Source organism: Nocardiopsis sp. B62 (assembly GCF_018070675.1).
In the GTDB taxonomy this organism is placed as follows: domain Bacteria; phylum Actinomycetota; class Actinomycetes; order Streptosporangiales; family Streptosporangiaceae; genus Nocardiopsis; species Nocardiopsis prasina.
This window is the reverse complement of sequence record NZ_JAGPXK010000029.1, coordinates 1-16,026: the sequence shown is the minus strand read 5'-3', so window position 1 is coordinate 16,026 and position 16,026 is coordinate 1. Positions and strand designations below refer to the sequence as shown.

At 71.4% G+C, this 16,026-nt stretch carries 13 protein-coding genes; 4 read left to right on the top strand and 9 right to left on the bottom strand.

The window, feature by feature from the left end; genetic code table 11:
- Nucleotides 1–63: 63 nt before the first annotated feature.
- The 4 genes from KBX21_RS22660 to KBX21_RS22645 all read right to left on the bottom strand — a co-directional run bounded on the left by KBX21_RS22660 (nt 64) and on the right by KBX21_RS22645 (nt 2,189).
- The gene (locus KBX21_RS22660; protein WP_210843563.1) at nt 64–717 is read right to left on the bottom strand and encodes a hypothetical protein; all 654 of its coding nucleotides are present in this window, start codon (nt 715–717) and stop codon (nt 64–66) included.
- Between the two features lie 97 nt (nt 718–814).
- Nucleotides 815–1,372 carry a hypothetical protein gene (locus tag KBX21_RS22655; RefSeq protein WP_210843561.1) on the bottom strand — a complete coding sequence of 186 codons (558 nt, stop codon included), beginning with the start codon at nt 1,370–1,372 and terminating at the stop codon, nt 815–817.
- A gap of 149 nt (nt 1,373–1,521) precedes the next feature.
- A complete protein-coding gene (locus tag KBX21_RS22650; protein ID WP_049565716.1) occupies nt 1,522–1,800 on the bottom strand; it encodes a hypothetical protein in 279 nt (92 codons plus the stop codon).
- A complete protein-coding gene (locus KBX21_RS22645; RefSeq protein ID WP_017546580.1) occupies nt 1,797–2,189 on the bottom strand; it encodes a DUF948 domain-containing protein in 393 nt (130 codons plus the stop codon). The genes KBX21_RS22650 and KBX21_RS22645 overlap by 4 nt, the downstream gene beginning before the upstream one ends.
- A 402-nt stretch (nt 2,190–2,591) precedes the next feature.
- On the opposite strand from KBX21_RS22645, the gene KBX21_RS22640 reads away from it, so the two are divergent.
- Nucleotides 2,592–4,154 carry a serine/threonine-protein kinase gene (locus tag KBX21_RS22640; protein WP_210843558.1) on the top strand — a complete coding sequence of 521 codons (1,563 nt, stop codon included), beginning with the start codon at nt 2,592–2,594 and terminating at the stop codon, nt 4,152–4,154.
- Nucleotides 4,155–4,607: 453 nt separating this feature from the next.
- On the opposite strand, the gene KBX21_RS22635 is transcribed toward KBX21_RS22640, so the two are convergent.
- Complete coding sequence (locus KBX21_RS22635; protein ID WP_049565710.1) at nt 4,608–5,945, bottom strand: replication-associated recombination protein A; 1,338 nt, start codon at nt 5,943–5,945, stop codon at nt 4,608–4,610.
- 55 nt (nt 5,946–6,000) lie between these two features.
- Nucleotides 6,001–8,055: a SpoIIE family protein phosphatase gene (locus KBX21_RS22630; protein WP_049565707.1), complete on the bottom strand. Its 2,055-nt coding sequence runs from the start codon at nt 8,053–8,055 to the stop codon at nt 6,001–6,003.
- A gap of 578 nt (nt 8,056–8,633) precedes the next feature.
- Between KBX21_RS22630 and KBX21_RS22625 the strand changes: the two genes are divergently transcribed.
- Nucleotides 8,634–8,774: a hypothetical protein gene (locus tag KBX21_RS22625; protein ID WP_169336573.1), complete on the top strand. Its 141-nt coding sequence runs from the start codon at nt 8,634–8,636 to the stop codon at nt 8,772–8,774.
- Nucleotides 8,775–8,834: 60 nt separating this feature from the next.
- On the opposite strand, the gene KBX21_RS22620 is transcribed toward KBX21_RS22625, so the two are convergent.
- The 3 genes from KBX21_RS22620 to KBX21_RS22610 form a co-directional block, all read right to left on the bottom strand.
- Nucleotides 8,835–10,502, bottom strand: a complete 1,668-nt coding sequence (locus KBX21_RS22620; RefSeq protein ID WP_210843556.1) for an ATP-binding cassette domain-containing protein — start codon at nt 10,500–10,502, stop codon at nt 8,835–8,837.
- A gap of 305 nt (nt 10,503–10,807) precedes the next feature.
- Nucleotides 10,808–12,574 carry an aspartate--tRNA ligase gene (aspS, locus tag KBX21_RS22615; protein WP_082206225.1) on the bottom strand — a complete coding sequence of 589 codons (1,767 nt, stop codon included), beginning with the start codon at nt 12,572–12,574 and terminating at the stop codon, nt 10,808–10,810.
- A gap of 153 nt (nt 12,575–12,727) precedes the next feature.
- Nucleotides 12,728–13,405 carry an MBL fold metallo-hydrolase gene (locus KBX21_RS22610; protein ID WP_049565699.1) on the bottom strand — a complete coding sequence of 226 codons (678 nt, stop codon included), beginning with the start codon at nt 13,403–13,405 and terminating at the stop codon, nt 12,728–12,730.
- Nucleotides 13,406–13,863: 458 nt separating this feature from the next.
- Here KBX21_RS22610 and KBX21_RS22605 point away from each other — a divergent pair, with 458 nt between their 5' ends.
- Together KBX21_RS22605 and KBX21_RS22600 are read left to right on the top strand one after the other, a co-directional pair.
- Nucleotides 13,864–15,096, top strand: a complete 1,233-nt coding sequence (locus KBX21_RS22605; RefSeq protein WP_049565696.1) for a DUF349 domain-containing protein — start codon at nt 13,864–13,866, stop codon at nt 15,094–15,096.
- A gap of 132 nt (nt 15,097–15,228) precedes the next feature.
- Nucleotides 15,229–16,002 (top strand): LPXTG cell wall anchor domain-containing protein, encoded by a 774-nt coding sequence (locus KBX21_RS22600; RefSeq protein WP_210843554.1) that lies wholly within the window; start codon nt 15,229–15,231, stop codon nt 16,000–16,002.
- Nucleotides 16,003–16,026: the final 24 nt, after the last annotated feature.

The window sequence follows — 16,026 nt, the reverse complement described above, 5'->3', positions numbered from 1 at the left end:
CGCCGGGCCCCTCATCGGAGGTCACGCTTCTCCCGCCGGGTCGGCGGGTCGTGACGAGGCGCCTCAGGCGCCGTAGAACTGACGCACCCTCGGGGCGAACATGAGCCCGGTCATCGTGGCGTGGAAGGCCAGAGGGAGCAGGGACGTGGGCGCACCCTCCATGGCGAGCGCGCTGACCAGGTTGAGGACCAGCAGGAGCGCGGAGACGATGTTGAACACGACGACGCCCCAGTAGAGGCCCTTCGTGCGCTTGCCCATCCTGGCGGCGAGCGTCGTCGAGACGATGCCGTAGACCAGGGGGATCAGCGCGAAGAAGGCTCCGAGGGCGCCAAGGGCTCCCACCATCCCGGCGACCTCGGCACCACTCGCCTCGGACGCGGTCCCGGCCGCCGCGCCCACGCCCACGCCGAGTGCGACGAACACCCCGATGATCAGACCGAGGAGGATGCCGACCGGACCGCCGATGAACATCAGCACGCGGACCGTGGTGGCCGGGCCGGGCATCGTGTCGGGGGCTCCGGGCGAACCGTGGAACTGCGGAGGCGGGGGCGGGGCGCCGGGCGCTCCGTAGGGCTGGCCGGGGCCGTGGCCGTGCTGCATCGGCTGCTGGGGGTAGCCGTAGCCGCCCTGCTGGTGCTGGGGCGGACCCTGCGGGTGCTGGGGCGGGTGGCCCTGGCCGTAGGGCTGCTGGGGGCCTGAGGGAGGCGTGGGGTACACCTTGGTCCTCTCTGAGGGAGCGTGTGGACAGCGGGAGGATCTCGACAGGGACAGACCCGGAGAGAGCGGTGCCGGGGCGGGTGTTGCGCCCCGGATCTCAGTAACCGGGGTAGTGACCGGCGGGCGCGGGCTTGTAGTACGCGCGGGTCGCCGGGACCACCATCAGGACGATCATGCCGATCGCGAAGAGCAGCGGGATGAACGACCCGATGGCGCCGGTGAAGATGTTGACGAGCAACAGGAGGGCGGCCAGGGCCTGGAAGACGACGATCGACCAGAGGATGCCGCCGCTGCGCCGACCCATGAACGAGGCCAGGGCGGTGGAGACGAGGCCGTACACGAACATGACCCCGCCCAGGATCGCCATGACGGCGACGACCTCGGCGGCGCCGATGTTGACCCCTGTCTCCTGCACGCCCTCGGCCAAGGCCTGGCCGAGCTCGTTGTCACCGCCGGCCATCAGCCCCATCAACAGGACGAGGCCGCCGAAGAGCAGTCCGCACACACCGCCGATGAACATCAGCACGCGCACGGTGATCGCGGTCCCGGGCATCTTGGGCGGTCCCTGCGGGACGCCGGGGTAGCCGGGCTGTCCCTGGTTGTAGGGGTCCTGACCACCGGAGTAGGGACCCTGGGGCGGCTGTGGCGGGTACATGGCGCTTCCTCACGTGTTGCACTGGTTCGTCAACCCTACAGACGCGCATCCGAGAGCATCGGTTCGCGATTGCGACGTAACGATCCGACGGATGCGACGCCCGCGCGGTTCCCCTCGTTGCCCCAGGTTGTGCCCATTACGGCCAGCCGCTACCCGCGGTCGCGGAGTCCCCTCGGCTCAGGGTCCGAGGAGCGCAGGGAGCGGGACTGGGGCGCGTAGCGGCGCAGCAGCTCCGCCTCCTCCTCCCGGACCGCCTCCGCGAGGTCCTCGTTGAGCTCCTGGAGGGCGCCCCGGTACTCGCTGACCCGGCCCTCGACCCGGTCGGCGATGCCCCCGGGCGTCATGGCCCGGCGGGCCCGGTGCACCCGGTGCACCGCGTAGCCGCCGATCGCCGCCCCGGCCGCGATGTAGAACAGTCGTCCGATCACCGGTTCTCCCTCCGCTTGCGGCCGCGCATCACGGCCAGGGCCTTGCGGCGGCCCAGGACCTGACGTACGGCGTAGGAGAACGAGGCGATCCTCACCAGCGGGCCGGTGAACACCGACCGGGTGAGGGCGGTCATGGTGGACACGTCCTCCGAGGAGGCCTGGACGTTGGCGGTGATCTCCTCGACCCGCTCCAGTGACGTGTTGGTGCGCTCCACCGTGGAGGCCACGTCGTCCAGCAGCGGCGGGGTCCGGTCCCCCACCTCGGAGACGACCTTGGTGGTCTCGTTGATGAGTTTGATCAGTTTGACGAGCGCCACGCACATGAACGTGGCCAGCACCGCCCAGACCACCGCTGCGACGAGCGCGGCGACCTCTCCTCCGGTCAGCATGAAGGCTCCGTAGGGCAGATAGAGGGTTGCTTCGAGGGTGTGCGAACGGTCCCCGCGCGCGCTCGGGCGCGCACCGGACACCTTGGGGCGGGGTACGGGGGCCAGCGATCGCGCCGGGTCGGGGCTCCCGATCCGCGTCCGCCGCCGCTGCCACTGAGGGCCGGGGCGGCTGGTTTCGGCCGACCCTATCGCGTCCGGTGTCGGCGCGCGTGGGCGCGCCACGGTGTGGCAGGCGGTGGGAACGGTCACGTGTCCGAGACGTCCGGTTCGGGACCCTCGGGGATCGACGGACCGGCGGGCGTCGGCGAGAATCACCGCAGAGATGGTTCTTCACTACGATGTCCGGACACCAGGGCACGCCCCGCAGCCCCTCGCTGGCCCAGAAGCACCGACAGGACACCCATGAGCCCCCGTTCTCCGCGTGAGATCTCCGTACTGGTACCCCCGGACCTGGCACCCCTCTACCCGGACGACCCGTCGCGGATCGGCCCCTACCTCGTCCTCGGACGACTGGGGCAGGGTTCCACCGGCACCGTGTACGCCGCAGTGGACACCGCCTCCACCACCGCCGGCGACCGCCTCGTCGCCGTGAAGCTGCTCCGGTCCCCCGAACTGGAGTCCCCCGACGTCTACCCCGCGCTGGCTCGGAGGTTGCGCAACCTGTCACAGGTCGACCCCGAACGGGTCGTCGTGCCGCTCGCCTTCGACTCGGACGCCAACCCGCCGTGGCTGTCCATGCCCTACCTGGCTGGGCAGCGGTTGTCCCACTACGTGACCAGGCGTGGCGGTGTCGGGGTCGGGAAGCTGATCGCGCTGGCCACCGCGTTGGCAGAGGGGTTGTCGGCCCTGCACGCCCGCGGGGTGTCCCATGGATCGCTGCGTCCCAGCGAGATCCTGCTGGAGTCGCACGGGCCGCACATCATGGAGTGCGCGATCGCCCCGAAGGCGGAGCGGCTGCGCGGCTCGGGTGCCACCTGGCTGAGCCCCGAGCGGTACCGGGGAGGGGCGCCGTCGCCCGCGGCTGACGTGTTCGCCTGGGGCGCCGTCGTGGCCTTCGCGGGGACCGGGCGTCTGCCCTTCGGCCCCGGTGAGCCCGAGGAGATCGCCGAGCGGGTGGCCGCCGGGGACTTCGCCCTGGACGGGCTCGCGCAGGGTCTGCGCCCGGTCGTGGGGCGCGCCCTGGATCCCGACCCGGACCGTCGGCCCAGCCTGCGCGAGGTGACCGGAGCGGTCATCGCCGTGTGGCACGCGGAGGGCGCGGAGGAGGGTGACGCCCCGACCGGCGGACGCGAGGAGATCAGCCGCCTCCTCGAACGCGAGTGGCACGCGGTGGAGCCGCCCGCCCGGGTGCCCGAGGTGATCCGGTTGGAGGGCAGGATGGGCAACCACCGTCCCACCCGCACCCTCTTCCTGGCGGGCGCAGCCTCGGTCGCGGCCGTGCTGGTCGGCGGCGGTGTCTGGGGCCTGTCGCAGATGGTCGGCGACGGCGCCGAGGCCGACCCGGTCGCCGACGAGGCCTCGGAGGCCCCCGAGTCCGAGCCCGCGGAGGAGGAGGCCCCGGGCACGCTGGTGGTGCGGTTCGACCCCTCGGAACAGGAGGAGCCGGAGGCGGGGGTGGAGGAGCGGACCTGGGTGTACACACCGGTCACTCGGGACGACGAGATCCCGCGCAATCAGGGCATCCCGAGCCATGAGGCCTGGGCGGAGCAGTGGCAGGAGGCGGGCGATCCGGGTGAGGCGGTGATCAGGTCCGACGCCGAGGTGAAGTGCGCCCGCTTCTGCGCCGCTCCCGAGCACGTCTTCCTCGACGAGGAGGCGCGCGGCACCTGGGACCTGAGCGGGAGCGACTTCGTCGACCACCTGTCCTGGGGGCCGGTGATGATCGTGGAGATCACCTTCGCGGAGGAGCAGGAGGGTGACGGGCCCCGTGAGGTGGTGGAGGTCGTGGAGCTGTTCTCCGACTGAGCCGGGGGCGGTCGCAACCGCCCCCGGTGACACGGCCCCGGCGCACCGCGCCGGGGCCGTCGTGCGTCCAGGGCGTGTTTCTTGGATGCCTTCGCCGGTTGGCGGCGGAGACCCATCGATACGAGTGGCCGTCTCCCCTACTGCACCGCTACGCAGGCTCCGCAGTCCCACACAGAGGGGCCCGGCCATCTTTCACGAGCTGTGGAGCGAAGCTGCCCCTGCAGTGCGCTGCTACGCAGGCTCCGCAGAGTCGCACAGCGGGGCCCGCCCGGGGGTTGGCTGTGCGAGCTTCGTCGGTGCGGCGAGGGGCGGGCTGGTGGTGACGCGAGGGCACCGCGCCGCAGGCATCCGTTGAGGGCGGTGGAGGGCGACGAAGAGGGAAGGCACCGCGCCGCAGGCGTCCGTTGAGGGTGGTGGCGGGCGAGGGGTGGGCGGGGGATCCACAACCACCCCCTAACCCTCGCTCTTGAGGACGCTCCTGATCTTCTGGAGGATCTCGGTGAAGCGACGTTCGGCACCGTGCTGGGTGGGGCGGTAGTACTCGCGTTCGGTGAGCCCCTCGGGGGCGTGCTGCTGCGGGGCCACCCCGCCCGGGTGGTCGTGCGCGTAGCGGTACCCCCTGCCGTGCCCGAGGTCGGCGGCGCCCTTGTAGTGGGCGTCACGCAGGTGGGCCGGGACGGGACCGGCCCGGCCCGCGCGGACGTCGCCCATGGCCTCGTCGATGGCGGTGATCACCGCGTTGGACTTGGGGGCCAGACTGATGTGGATGACCGCCTGGGCGAGGTTGATCCGGGCCTCGGGCAGCCCGATCAGCTCCACCGCCTGGGCGGCCGCGACGGCGGTCTGGAGGGCGGTGGGGTCGGCCATGCCGACGTCCTCGCTGGCGTGCACCACCAGGCGCCGGGCGATGAAGCGGGGGTCCTCCCCCGCCTCGATCATGCGGGCCAGGTAGTGCAGGGCGGCGTCCGGGTCGGAGCCGCGCATGCTCTTGATGAAGGCGCTGATGACGTCGTAGTGCTGGTCTCCGGAGCGGTCGTAGCGCACGGCGTGGCGGTCCACGGCTCGCTCGACGTGCTCGGCGGTGATCTCCACCGGGCCCTCGGCGGAGGGTGGCCCTGCGACGAGGGCCCCCGCCTCCAGGTAGGTGAGTGAGCGTCGGCCGTCTCCCCCTGCCAGCCGGATGAGGTGCTCGGCGCCCTCCTCGGTGAGGGTGTACCTGCCGTCCAGCCCGCGCTCGTCGATCAGCGCCCGGTCGACCAGGGCCCTGATGTCGGAGTCGTCCAGGGACTCCAGTGAGAGCAGCAGCGACCGGGACAGCAGCGGGCTGACCACGGAGAAGAAGGGGTTCTCGGTGGTGGCGCCGATGAAGCTGACCCAGCGGTTCTCCACCGCGGGCAGCAGGGCGTCCTGCTGGGTCTTGTTGAAGCGGTGCACCTCGTCCACGAACAGCAGGGTGCGTGTGCCGTTCATGCCCATGCGGCGCTTGGCCTCCTCCACGACCGCGCGCACGTCCTTCACCCCGGCGTTGACCGCCGAGAGCTCCACGAACCTGCGCCGGGTGACGCGGCTGACCACGGTGGCCAGGGTGGTCTTTCCCGTTCCCGGCGGCCCCCACAGGAACACGGACATGGGCGCGTCGTCCTCGACCAGGCGGCGCAGCGGGCTGCCCTCGCCCAGAAGGTGGCGCTGGCCCACGACCTCGTCGAGGGTACGCGGCCGCATGCGTACGGCCAGCGGCTCCTGCCCCTTGGCGGCCTCGGCCCCGGCATCGTCGAACAGTGTTTCGGACACACACCCAGGGTAGGCGAGGACGGGCGCGTCCGTGGCCGGGCCCGAGGCGCCGGTCTCAGCCCTGGTGGACGGAGATGTTCTCGGGGCTCTCGGCCTGCTCGGGCGGGGGTGTGGCGCGCGGGATCATCCGGGTGATGAGCAGAGCGATGTCGTCGCCCCGACCCGCCGGAGCCATCTCGGCCAGGACCTGCGCGGCGGCGTTGGGGTCCTCCCCGTGCTGGGCGAGCGCCTCCCCCACCTGGGCCAGCCCGTCCTGCATGGTGACGTCGGAGCTCTCGACGAGCCCGTCGGAGCAGAGCAGCAGCGTGGTGCCGGGCGCCAGGACCCGGGTGGTGACGGTGTACTCGGTGTCCGCGAGCACGCCCAGGGGCGGTCCGGTCTCGGGCGACCACAGCTCGTAGGTGCCCTGGGTGGCGAGCACCGCTGGCGGCTGGCCCGCCCAGGCGGCCTGCATGACCCCGCTCGCCCGGTCCACCACGAGGTAGCCGCAGGTGGCGAAGACGATCTCGCCGGTCTCGGTGAGCAGCCGGTTGGTCTCCCCCAGGACGACGCCCGGGTCGGACTGGTTGCTGGCGTAGGCCCGGAAGGCGACACGGATCTGGCCCATGGCGGCGGCCGCCTCCACGCCGTGGCCCTGCACGTCCCCGACCAGGAGGCCCACCTTGTTGTCGGGGAGCTCGATGACGTCGTAGAAGTCACCGCAGATCCGCCACTCGGCGCGCGAGGGCAGGTACTTGGTGGCGATGTCCATGTCCGGGAAGCTCGCCACCTGGCGGGGCAGCATGCGGCGCTGGACGGCGTCGGCCAGTTCCAGCTCGGCCTGCTGGGCCTTGATCCGCTGGAGCGCCTGTCCGGCCAGCCCCGCGAAGGTGAGCATGAGGGCGCGTTCGTCGCGGCTGGCGTGGTGGGGCCGGTCCCAGACCATCTGCCACACGCCGAGGGCGATCTTGCCGTCGCCGAAGATCGGGACGGTGGCCCAGGCCTGGCCGCGGGCCGAGCGCATGAGGTCGACGGCGGCCGGGAAGCGGCTGGCGATCTCGGCGCGGCTCTCGAAGAACCGGGGCTGGCGGTCCTGGATGACCGCGCCCATGGGGAAGTCGGTGTCGTCGGCCCGTCGACCGTCTATGCGGTGGGTGTTTCCGCGCTCCCGGGCGCTGGGCGAGGTGCGCAGCAGGCCCTCCTCGACGTACAGCGCCAGGGCGTAGACACCGCCGAAGATCGGCAGGAACTCCTCGCTGAGCAGGTCCATCACCTTGTCGACGGTGGTGGCGGAGACGAGCTTGGAGGAGAGTTCGGTGACCAGACGGCCGTGTTCGGCCTCGGTGCGGCGGCGGTCGGCCAGGCGGCGCACCAGCTGGACGTGTTCGGTGACGTCGTCGATGATCCCGACCAGCCGGTCGGGCTGGCCGGGCACGAAGCGGGCCCGCACGTGCAGGGAGCGCTCGTCGCCGAGGCGGTCGAAGATCCGGAAGCGCTGCTCGTAGTCCCGACCGGTGAACGAGGCCGCCATGGCGTCGCGCACGCGGGCGTTGTCGTCGGGATGGATGCGTTCGAGGATCCGTTCCAGATCGCGGTCGTTCCCGGCCAGGAGCCCGCCCAGCGGGGTGGGTCCGAAGAGCTCGCGCAGGCGCCCGTTGCTCAGGTCCAGGCTCCACAGGACGGAGTCGGAGTTGTCCGTGCGCAGCTCGCCGACCACCCGAAGGTCGGTCTCCTCGGTGGAGAGCACGTGCAGGAGGACGACCACGGCCGGGGCGGAGGGGTCGTCGGGCACGAGGTCGACGTCGCCGTCGACGGGGCGGAGCCGGACCTCCGCCAGTCTGGAGGACTTGTCGGTGACGGCCAGGCGCAGTCGGGAACGGCGGTGCCAAGTCCCGGCGAGCGCGTCATGGTGGGCTCTGGTGCCCTGTTCGACGTCAGCGGAGTCCAGGAGCTCGAACCAGGGGCGTCCGGTGAGCTCGGCGGCGTCCCTGCCGAAGAGCTCGGTGAGCGCGCGGTTGGCGTGCTGGATCGCGCCGTCGGTCCCGGTGACCGCCATGGGCTCGGGGGCATGCCGGAACGCCTCCGCGAGTGCGTCCCCGGAGCCACCGCCTGAAGCGCGTTTTCCGTTCACGTATGACTCATCCTCATGTCGGCTCGGACGTCACACCCGCGTCAGGCGCGGTCACCCCTGGAACGTACCGATTCGGCTCATTGTAGTGTCCGGAACGCGACCGGTCCGGGGAGGGAACCGAGGCCGGCTCACCGGCGCCGCCTCCCGTCGGCTGCGTAACCTCGTCGAACACGGACCCTCATGGTCCATCAACGTGATGGGGTCGCGGCCGGTTCCACTCCGGAAGGCCGTAACCTACCGACCCCAGGGCGCGAATCGTTACGCTCGTGTGACTCGGCGGGGCAGAAATGCACTCCGCTCCCACGGCGCCCTCTTTTGGGACGGGCCCCGTCGACGCTCCGTGTTCACTCCCGGACACGTGCGTACCTCGGCGTGGGAGGGTGATTCGCCCCCAACGGTAGGGGATGACGGGCCTGGCCGCATCCGCGTGTCGACCTCTTCCGCATTACGGACGAGGTTTTTGACCTGATAAACACCTATTTTCACTTTCTGGCCGAATGTGGCACGTTCAAAGCGGGGTCATTACGGGCACCGAACTGGTCAGTCGAGAACTCGTCATCCCACCCCGAGGACTCACCATGCACCCTGAACGCGTCCGTGCCCTGACGGGAGCCCCCCTTCGCGACGCCGTCTGCGACTGGACCTGTCGGCTCTGCACCCACAGCAATCCCGAGGACGAGGACATCTGCTGCCAGCGCTGCGGCGCCACCAAACCCTGACCCGCTGACGCCGCCGGTGGCGGTGCGCGCGACGTTGCGCGCACCGCCACCGGTCGGCCACTATCCGAGCGCGGCCTCCGCGACCGCTTCGGTGGCCCCGAGGTCGAGCCGTTCCCAGGCCCCCGTGTCCCGCCGCAGCTGACGGTCGTGGGTGGCCAGGACCACCGCCGCGCGGGTCGCGCCGAGTCCCTCCGTGAGTTCCTCGACCAGCGGGATCGACAGGTGGTTGGTCGGCTCGTCGAGCAGCAGCACGTGCGGCCGCGAGGCCAGTGCGAGCGCCAGGTCGAGCCTGCGCTGCTGGCCCGTCGACAGCTCCCGCACCGGTCGGCCCGCGTCGGCGGACGAGAGGAGCCCCAGGGCGTTCAGGGAGACCGTCTCGTCCTCCCCCAGGACCCCCTCACTGACGAGGCGGCCCTGGTACGCGGCGAACACGTCGTGAGCCCGCCCCGTGCCAGCCGACGGCGACTCCTGTTCCAGGAGCCGCACCCGCGCGCCGCGCGCGGTCCGCACGGCTCCCGCGGTCGGTTCGGTCCGTCCGGTCAGTACGGACAGCAGGGTCGACTTGCCCGCGCCGTTGGGCCCGGTGACGACCAGCTTCGTGCCCGACTCCAGAGTGAGCGTGACCGGCCGCTCCAGCCTCCCCTTGACGCGGACCTCCTCGGCCCGCAGCAGGTTCGCTCCCGGGCGTGCGGGCAGCTCCGGGAACCGGAACGGCATGGGAGGCGGCGGCATGGTGACCGCGTGCGCCTCCAGGTCGTCCCGGCGCCGGTGGACGGCGCGGACCAGGGCGGGCGCCCGGGTGGCCCGCTGGTGCTTTCCGGTGCCCTTCTCCGGCCGCCAACCGCTGACAAGCCGGTTCTGGGCCTCGGACAGGTCCCGGGTGAGCCGGGCGTGCTCGGCGCGCTGCTGTTCGTACTCCTGCTCCCAGCGCTCCCGCTCGGCGCGCCTGCCCTCCTGGTATCCGGCGAACCCCCCGCCGAAGACGCGCGGCTCGCCGTCCCGGCTCGGGTCGAGGTCGAGCACGGTCGTGGCCACGTCCGACAGCAGGGCGCGGTCGTGGCTGACCAGCACCACACCGCCCAGATGCCCCCGCAGCCTTTCGGTGAGGAATTCGAGCCCGGCGGCGTCCAGGTGGTTGGTGGGCTCGTCCAGGAGGAGGAAGTCACGGGTGGCGCCGAGCAGACAGGCGAGTCTGACCCGGTAGCGCTGGCCCACGGACAGCTCCGCCAGGGGCCGGGACCGGTCGGTGACGGCTCCGAGGTGCTCCAGGGCGAGGTCGACCCGGCGGTCGGCGTCCCAGGCGTCCAGGACCTCGGCCGCGGCCAGAGCCTCGGCGTAGTGCTCGGCGGCCTTCGGGTCCCCGGTGGCCAGCCCCGCCGCGCCGGCGTCGAGCGCGGCCAGGGCCGCGCGGGCGTCGGCGAGTTCGGTGTCGACCAGGTGGCCGACGGTGCGGCCGTCCGCGACGGTCATCTCCTGTTCGGCGACGCCGAGCGTGCCGACGCTTCGCACCTGACCGGAGTCCGCGACGAGCGCACCGGTCAGGACGTGCAGGAGGGTCGACTTGCCACGGCCGTTCTCGCCGACCACACCCCACCGGGAACGGGGTGTGACGGTCATGTCGACGCCGGACAGGACGGGGCGGCCGCCGCGGGCGAGGTGGACACCGGTCGCGGTGAGTTGGGCCCGTTCTCCGGCGGGCAGGCCGGAAACGGGTGTGAGGGCGGTCAAGGTACCTCCGAACCGAGCTCCGCCCGGCCGGAACGCGAACTCGGTTCGACGGCGGGGCGCGTGTGAGCTCCTCGAGCAGACGGGATGACCCGGAAGGGGTCAGGACACACGTCCGGCACCCGCGGCCACGTCGTGGCGGGCGGGCGCCTCGGCTCGGATTACAGGAAGTAGAGGTACTGCACGGGCCCAGGCTAACAACGCGGAGAAGAGAGGGTCCAGGCAATAAGGGAGAGGCGCCGGTCACCGGAGGGTTCCGGTGGCCGACGCCTCGTGTCCGGCGGCCCCGTGTCCCGGGGCCGACTCGGCTACTTCTTCTTCTGCTCCGGGAGCACCGTGCGGATGTGCACGTCACGCAGCTGCTGCTCGGAGACGACCGCCGGAGCGCCCATCATGAGGTCCTGGGCGTTCTGGTTCAGCGGGAAGGCGATGGTCTCGCGGATGTTGGGCTCGTCCGCGAGGAGCATGACGATCCGGTCGATGCCAGGGGCGATGCCGCCGTGCGGCGGGGCGCCGAACTTGAGCGCCTTGAGCATGCCGCCGAACTCGGCCTCGACCGCGTCCTTGTCGTAGCCCGCGATGTCGAAGGCCTTGTACATGATCTCGGGCGAGTGGTTCCGGATCGCGCCGGAGGACAGCTCCACGCCGTTGCAGACGATGTCGTACTGCCAGGCGAGGATGTCCAGCGGGTCCTTGTTCTCCAGCGCGTCCATCCCGCCCTGGGGCATGGAGAACGGGTTGTGGCTGAACTCGACGTGGCCCTCGTCGGAGCGCTCGAACATCGGGAAGTCCACGATCCAGCAGAAGCGGTAGACCTTCTCCTCGGCGAGGTCGGCGCGGCGCCCGGCCTCGACGCGGACCGGTGCCATGATCCGGTTGATCTCCGCCTCGTCCTCGCTGGCGCAGAAGAACAGGCCGTACCCGGGACCGGCGTCCAGGGTCTGGAGCAGGTCGTCGCTGATCTCGGTGACGAACTTGGCGATGGGCCCGGTGAGCTCACCGTTCTCGCCGACCTTCAGCCAGGCCAGGCCCTTGGCGCCCTGCTCGACGGCGAAGTCGCCGATCCCGTCGAAGAACTTGCGCGGCTTGTCGCCCACCCGGGGGACGGCCAGGGCCCGGACCTTCTTGCCCGCGAAGGCACGGAAGTCGGTCTTGTCGAAGAGCGCGGTGACGTCGAGCATCTTCATCGGCACGCGCAGGTCGGGCTTGTCGGTGCCGTACCACTCCAGCGCGTCGCGGTAGGCGACGCGCGGGAAGGGCGAGGTGATCTCCCAGTCCGTGGAGAACGCGCGGAAGACGTCGGTCATGACGCTCTCGATGACCTCGAAGACGTCCTCCTGCTCGACGAAGCTCATCTCGACGTCGAGCTGGTAGAACTCGCCGGGCGAGCGGTCGGCGCGGCTGTCCTCGTCGCGGAAGCAGGGCGCGATCTGGAAGTAGCGGTCGAACCCGGCGATCATCAGCAGCTGCTTGAACTGCTGGGGGGCCTGCGGGAGGGCGAAGAACTCACCCGGGTGCAGGCGGGAGGGCACCAGGAAGTCGCGGGCGCCCTCGGGGCTGGAGCTGGTGAGGATGGGGGTCTGGAACTCGTTGAAGCCCAGCTCCGTCATCTTCTGACGGATGAAGGCCACCACCTGCGAGCGCAGCATGACGTTGCGGTGCATGCGCTCTCGGCGCAGGTCGAGGAAGCGGTAGGTGAGACGTCGCTCCTCGGAGGTGTTGTCCTCGGGGAAGACCGTCAGCGGCAGTTCCTCGGTGGTGCCGAGGACCTCCACGTCGGTGGCCTCGATCTCGATCTCACCGGTGGGCAGGTTCGGGTTGACGTTCTCCGCGCTGCGGGCCGCCACGACGCCGGTGACCTGGATCACCGACTCCTTGGAGATGCGGCTGAGCTCCTCGAACACCGGGGACTCGGGGCGGGCCATGAGCTGCGTGACACCGTAGTGGTCGCGCAGGTCGACGAAGAGCAGCCCACCGAGATCCCGGCGGTTGTGCACCCAGCCAGAGAGGCGCACCTGCTGCCCGACGTGCTCCTTACGGAGCTGACCACACGAATGAGTCCTGTAACGATGCATGAGTTACCAAGTCCACTAACTACGCGGCTGAGCGAGGATGCCGGGGAGCCCGAGACCGGGTCCGGCGGGGGGCGGGGCGTCGCCCCTTGAACAACTGGAATCCTACCGCCAACGGCACCGGCCGGGCCCCCGGAATACGACGGCGGGCGGGGGTCAGCCCGTGACCCCGCGCAGGTACGGGTTGGTGGTGCGCTCTCGCTCCACCGTGGTGGCGGGTCCGTGGCCGGGCAGGATCTGGGTGTCGTCGCCGCGTCCGAGGACGGTGCGGGCGAGGCTCGCGTTCATCGCCTCGCCGTCGCCGCCGGGGAAGTCGGTGCGTCCGATCGACCCCGCGAAGACCAGGTCCCCGGCGAACATGACCGGTACCCCGTCCCCGGTGCTCGTGAGGTAGACGACCGATCCGGGGGTGTGGCCGGGGGTGTGCTCGACGGTGAACTCCATCCCGCCCAGAGTCAGGCTCTGGCCGTCCGTCACCTCGACCAGCTGATCCGGTTCGCTGAAGGGGCCGGGGCCCAGGAGCATCTCGAGCTGCGCGGCGAATCCCGCGTCGACGCCCGCGGCCGGTTCGGTGAGCAGACCGCGGTCGGAGCCGTGCAGGTGTACCGGTACGTCGTGCAGTTCACAGAGTTCGGCGGCCGACCAGACGTGGTCGAAGTGGCCGTGGGTGAGCAGGATCGCGGCCGGTGTGAGGTCGTGTTCGGCCAGGGCCTTGGCGACCTGTGGAGCCGCGCCCTGGCCCGGGTCGACGATGACGCAGGCGCCGCCGGGCGCGGGTGCGAGCACGTAGCAGTTCGCGGAGAGGGGCCCGGTGGGAAGCGCGGCGATGAGCACGGCTGGTCGTCCTGTCCTGGTGGCTTCGGTTGTCCGGGAACCCTCCGACCTCGGCCGGAGCACGGGTCCCCTGGCCGCAGAGCCTACCGAGCCGGGTCAGGGCGGGCGAACCGGCGGGTTCGTCCGAGAACGCGTTTGATCACCATTCGATCACCGCGCGCGCCCCTGCTCTTTGCCTGGGCGCGCGGTAGTGCCATATTGGTCAGCGTCGTCGAGTTGATCGAGGCCCTCGACCTGCGCCTCCTCTTCCGAGGCGGGAGACGGGCCCGGCCGACGGCACGGCAGCGGGACCAGAACCCCCGAACTGCGTTGACGTGAGACACGGCGCGTCGTTGTCCGCCGAATCGTATGGATATCGTGCTGGTGCACGGTGGTTCCCATCACGAACAGGCGCGGTACCGCCGCGACGACCCGAACCCGACCGCGACCGGCCGGGTTCATGACAGCAGGAGGACACGGTGACCACGGACCCTTGGGGCCGCGTAGACGATGACGGCACGGTCTACGTGCGCACAGGTGAAGGCGAACGGGTCGTCGGATCGTGGCAGGCGGGCGCCCCGGAGGAGGCCCTGGCCTTCTTCCGGCGCAAGTACGACTCTCTGGTCACCGAGGTGGAGCTGCTGGAGAAGCGGCTCCGCAGCACCGACCTGTCCGCCTCCACCGCGATGACCACCATCGACAAGCTGCGCTCCACGATCACGGACGCGAACGCGGTCGGTGACCTCGACTCGCTCATCGGCCGACTGGACGCGCTGTCCGGCCGCGCCGAGGAGCGCAAGGTCGAGCAGAAGCAGGCGCAGGAGGAGGCCCGGGGCCAGGCCCGCGAGGTCAAGGAGCGGATCGTCGCGGAGGCCGAGCGGGTCGCCACGGAGACCACTCACTGGAAGTCCGGCGGCGAGCGGATGCTCCAGCTCATCGAGGAGTGGAAGAAGGCCCCCCGGGCCGACCGCCCCACCGAGCAGGCGCTGTGGAAGCGGATGTCCGCCGCGCGCAACTCCTTCTCCAAGCGGCGCAAGGCCTACTTCGCCAACCTGGACCAGCAGCGCGAGGGGGTGCGCACCGAGAAGGAGCGCATCGTCGCCGAGGCCGAGGGGCTGTCCACCTCCACCGACTGGGGGCCCACCGCACGCGCCTACCGCGACCTGATGCAGCGGTGGAAGGCCACGGGCCGGGCCGACAGGGCCAGCGAGGACAAGCTCTGGACCCGGTTCAAGGCCGCACAGGACACGTTCTTCGACGCCCGGAACGCGACCTTCGCCGAGCGCGACGCGGAGCTGCGTGTGAACGCGGAGGCCAAGGAGCGGATCCTGGCCGACGCGAAGGCCGAGATCCCCGGTATCACCGACCCCCGCCGGGCCCGCGCCCGCCTGCGGGACTTCCAGGAGGCCTGGGAGGAGGCCGGCGACCTGCCGCGGGACGTACGCGACCAGCTGGAGGGCGCGTTCCGGCAGATCGAGGACGGCGTGCGCCGCGCCGAGGACGCCGAGTGGGAGCGCACGAACCCCGAGGCGAGGGCCCGCGCGAAGGACACCGTGGACCAGCTGTCGACGGCGATCGCCGGCCTTGAGGCCAAGTTGGAGAAGGCCAGGGCCAACAACGACGCCCGCCGCGTCAAGGAGCACGAGGCCGCTCTGGAGGCCCGCCGTTCCTGGCTGGCCGAGGCCGAGAAGGCACTGGGCGAGTTGAGCTGAGGCTCTGCCGCCGGGCTCACGTGGGGCCGTACCCGTTCGGGTACGGCCCCTTTCGTGATTCTCGCCCTGTTTTCCTCTTTCGTTGTCGCGCCGATGAGCGCATCCGCGCGCGGGATTGATCACAATGGGTGCATGACTGATCACAGCAAGACGTCGAGTCGGCGCGACCAAGCACGACTCGGCACCATCGGCAGGGGCGCCCTGCGGGCCGCGGCCACCGCGACGGCGGGGGCGGTGGTGGCCGTCCCGCTCTTCTGGGGGTGGGGGTCGGCGGTGGCGGCCGAGTGGGACGCCCCGGCTCCAGCACCGCTGAGTGACGGCGGGTTCGTGACCGAGGGGGGACGGTCGGACTCCGATCCAGCAGTGGAGGGAGCGGCCCCGGGGGCGGACACCCGGGAGGACCGGCCGCGGGCCGACCCGGAGCCCCGGGGCGGCTACGGGTACGGCTACTCGGAGCCGGAGCCCCAGGACGGCCGCGGCCACACCGAACCGGGGCCACACACGGATCCGGAGACGGAGGCGAAGTCCGAGCCGAAGCCCGGGAACGCCCCGGACGGGTACGCCCCGGACGGGTACGCGGAACCGGACCCGGGTCATTCGACCCCCGGATATCCGGAACCGACCCCCGGGTACCCGAGCACCCCGCCCTCACCGAGCCCGTCGGAGAGCCCGAGCCCGTCACCCTCGCCCAGCCCGAGCGAGCCACCGCGCCCGTCGCCCTCCCCGAGTGAGAGTCCGTCTCCCTCACCCGGCCCGTCGGAGGGCCCGAGCGCGCCGCCCACCGCTCCGCCGACCCTGCCCGTCACCGGTGCGGGCGCGGTCGTCCCGGCGGTCGCCGGTCTGCTGACCACCGCCGCCGGTGTCGCCGCCCTGTTCGTCGGCAGGCGCCGCACCGAACTGGACTGATCCGTACGAGAGGCGGGGCCGGGG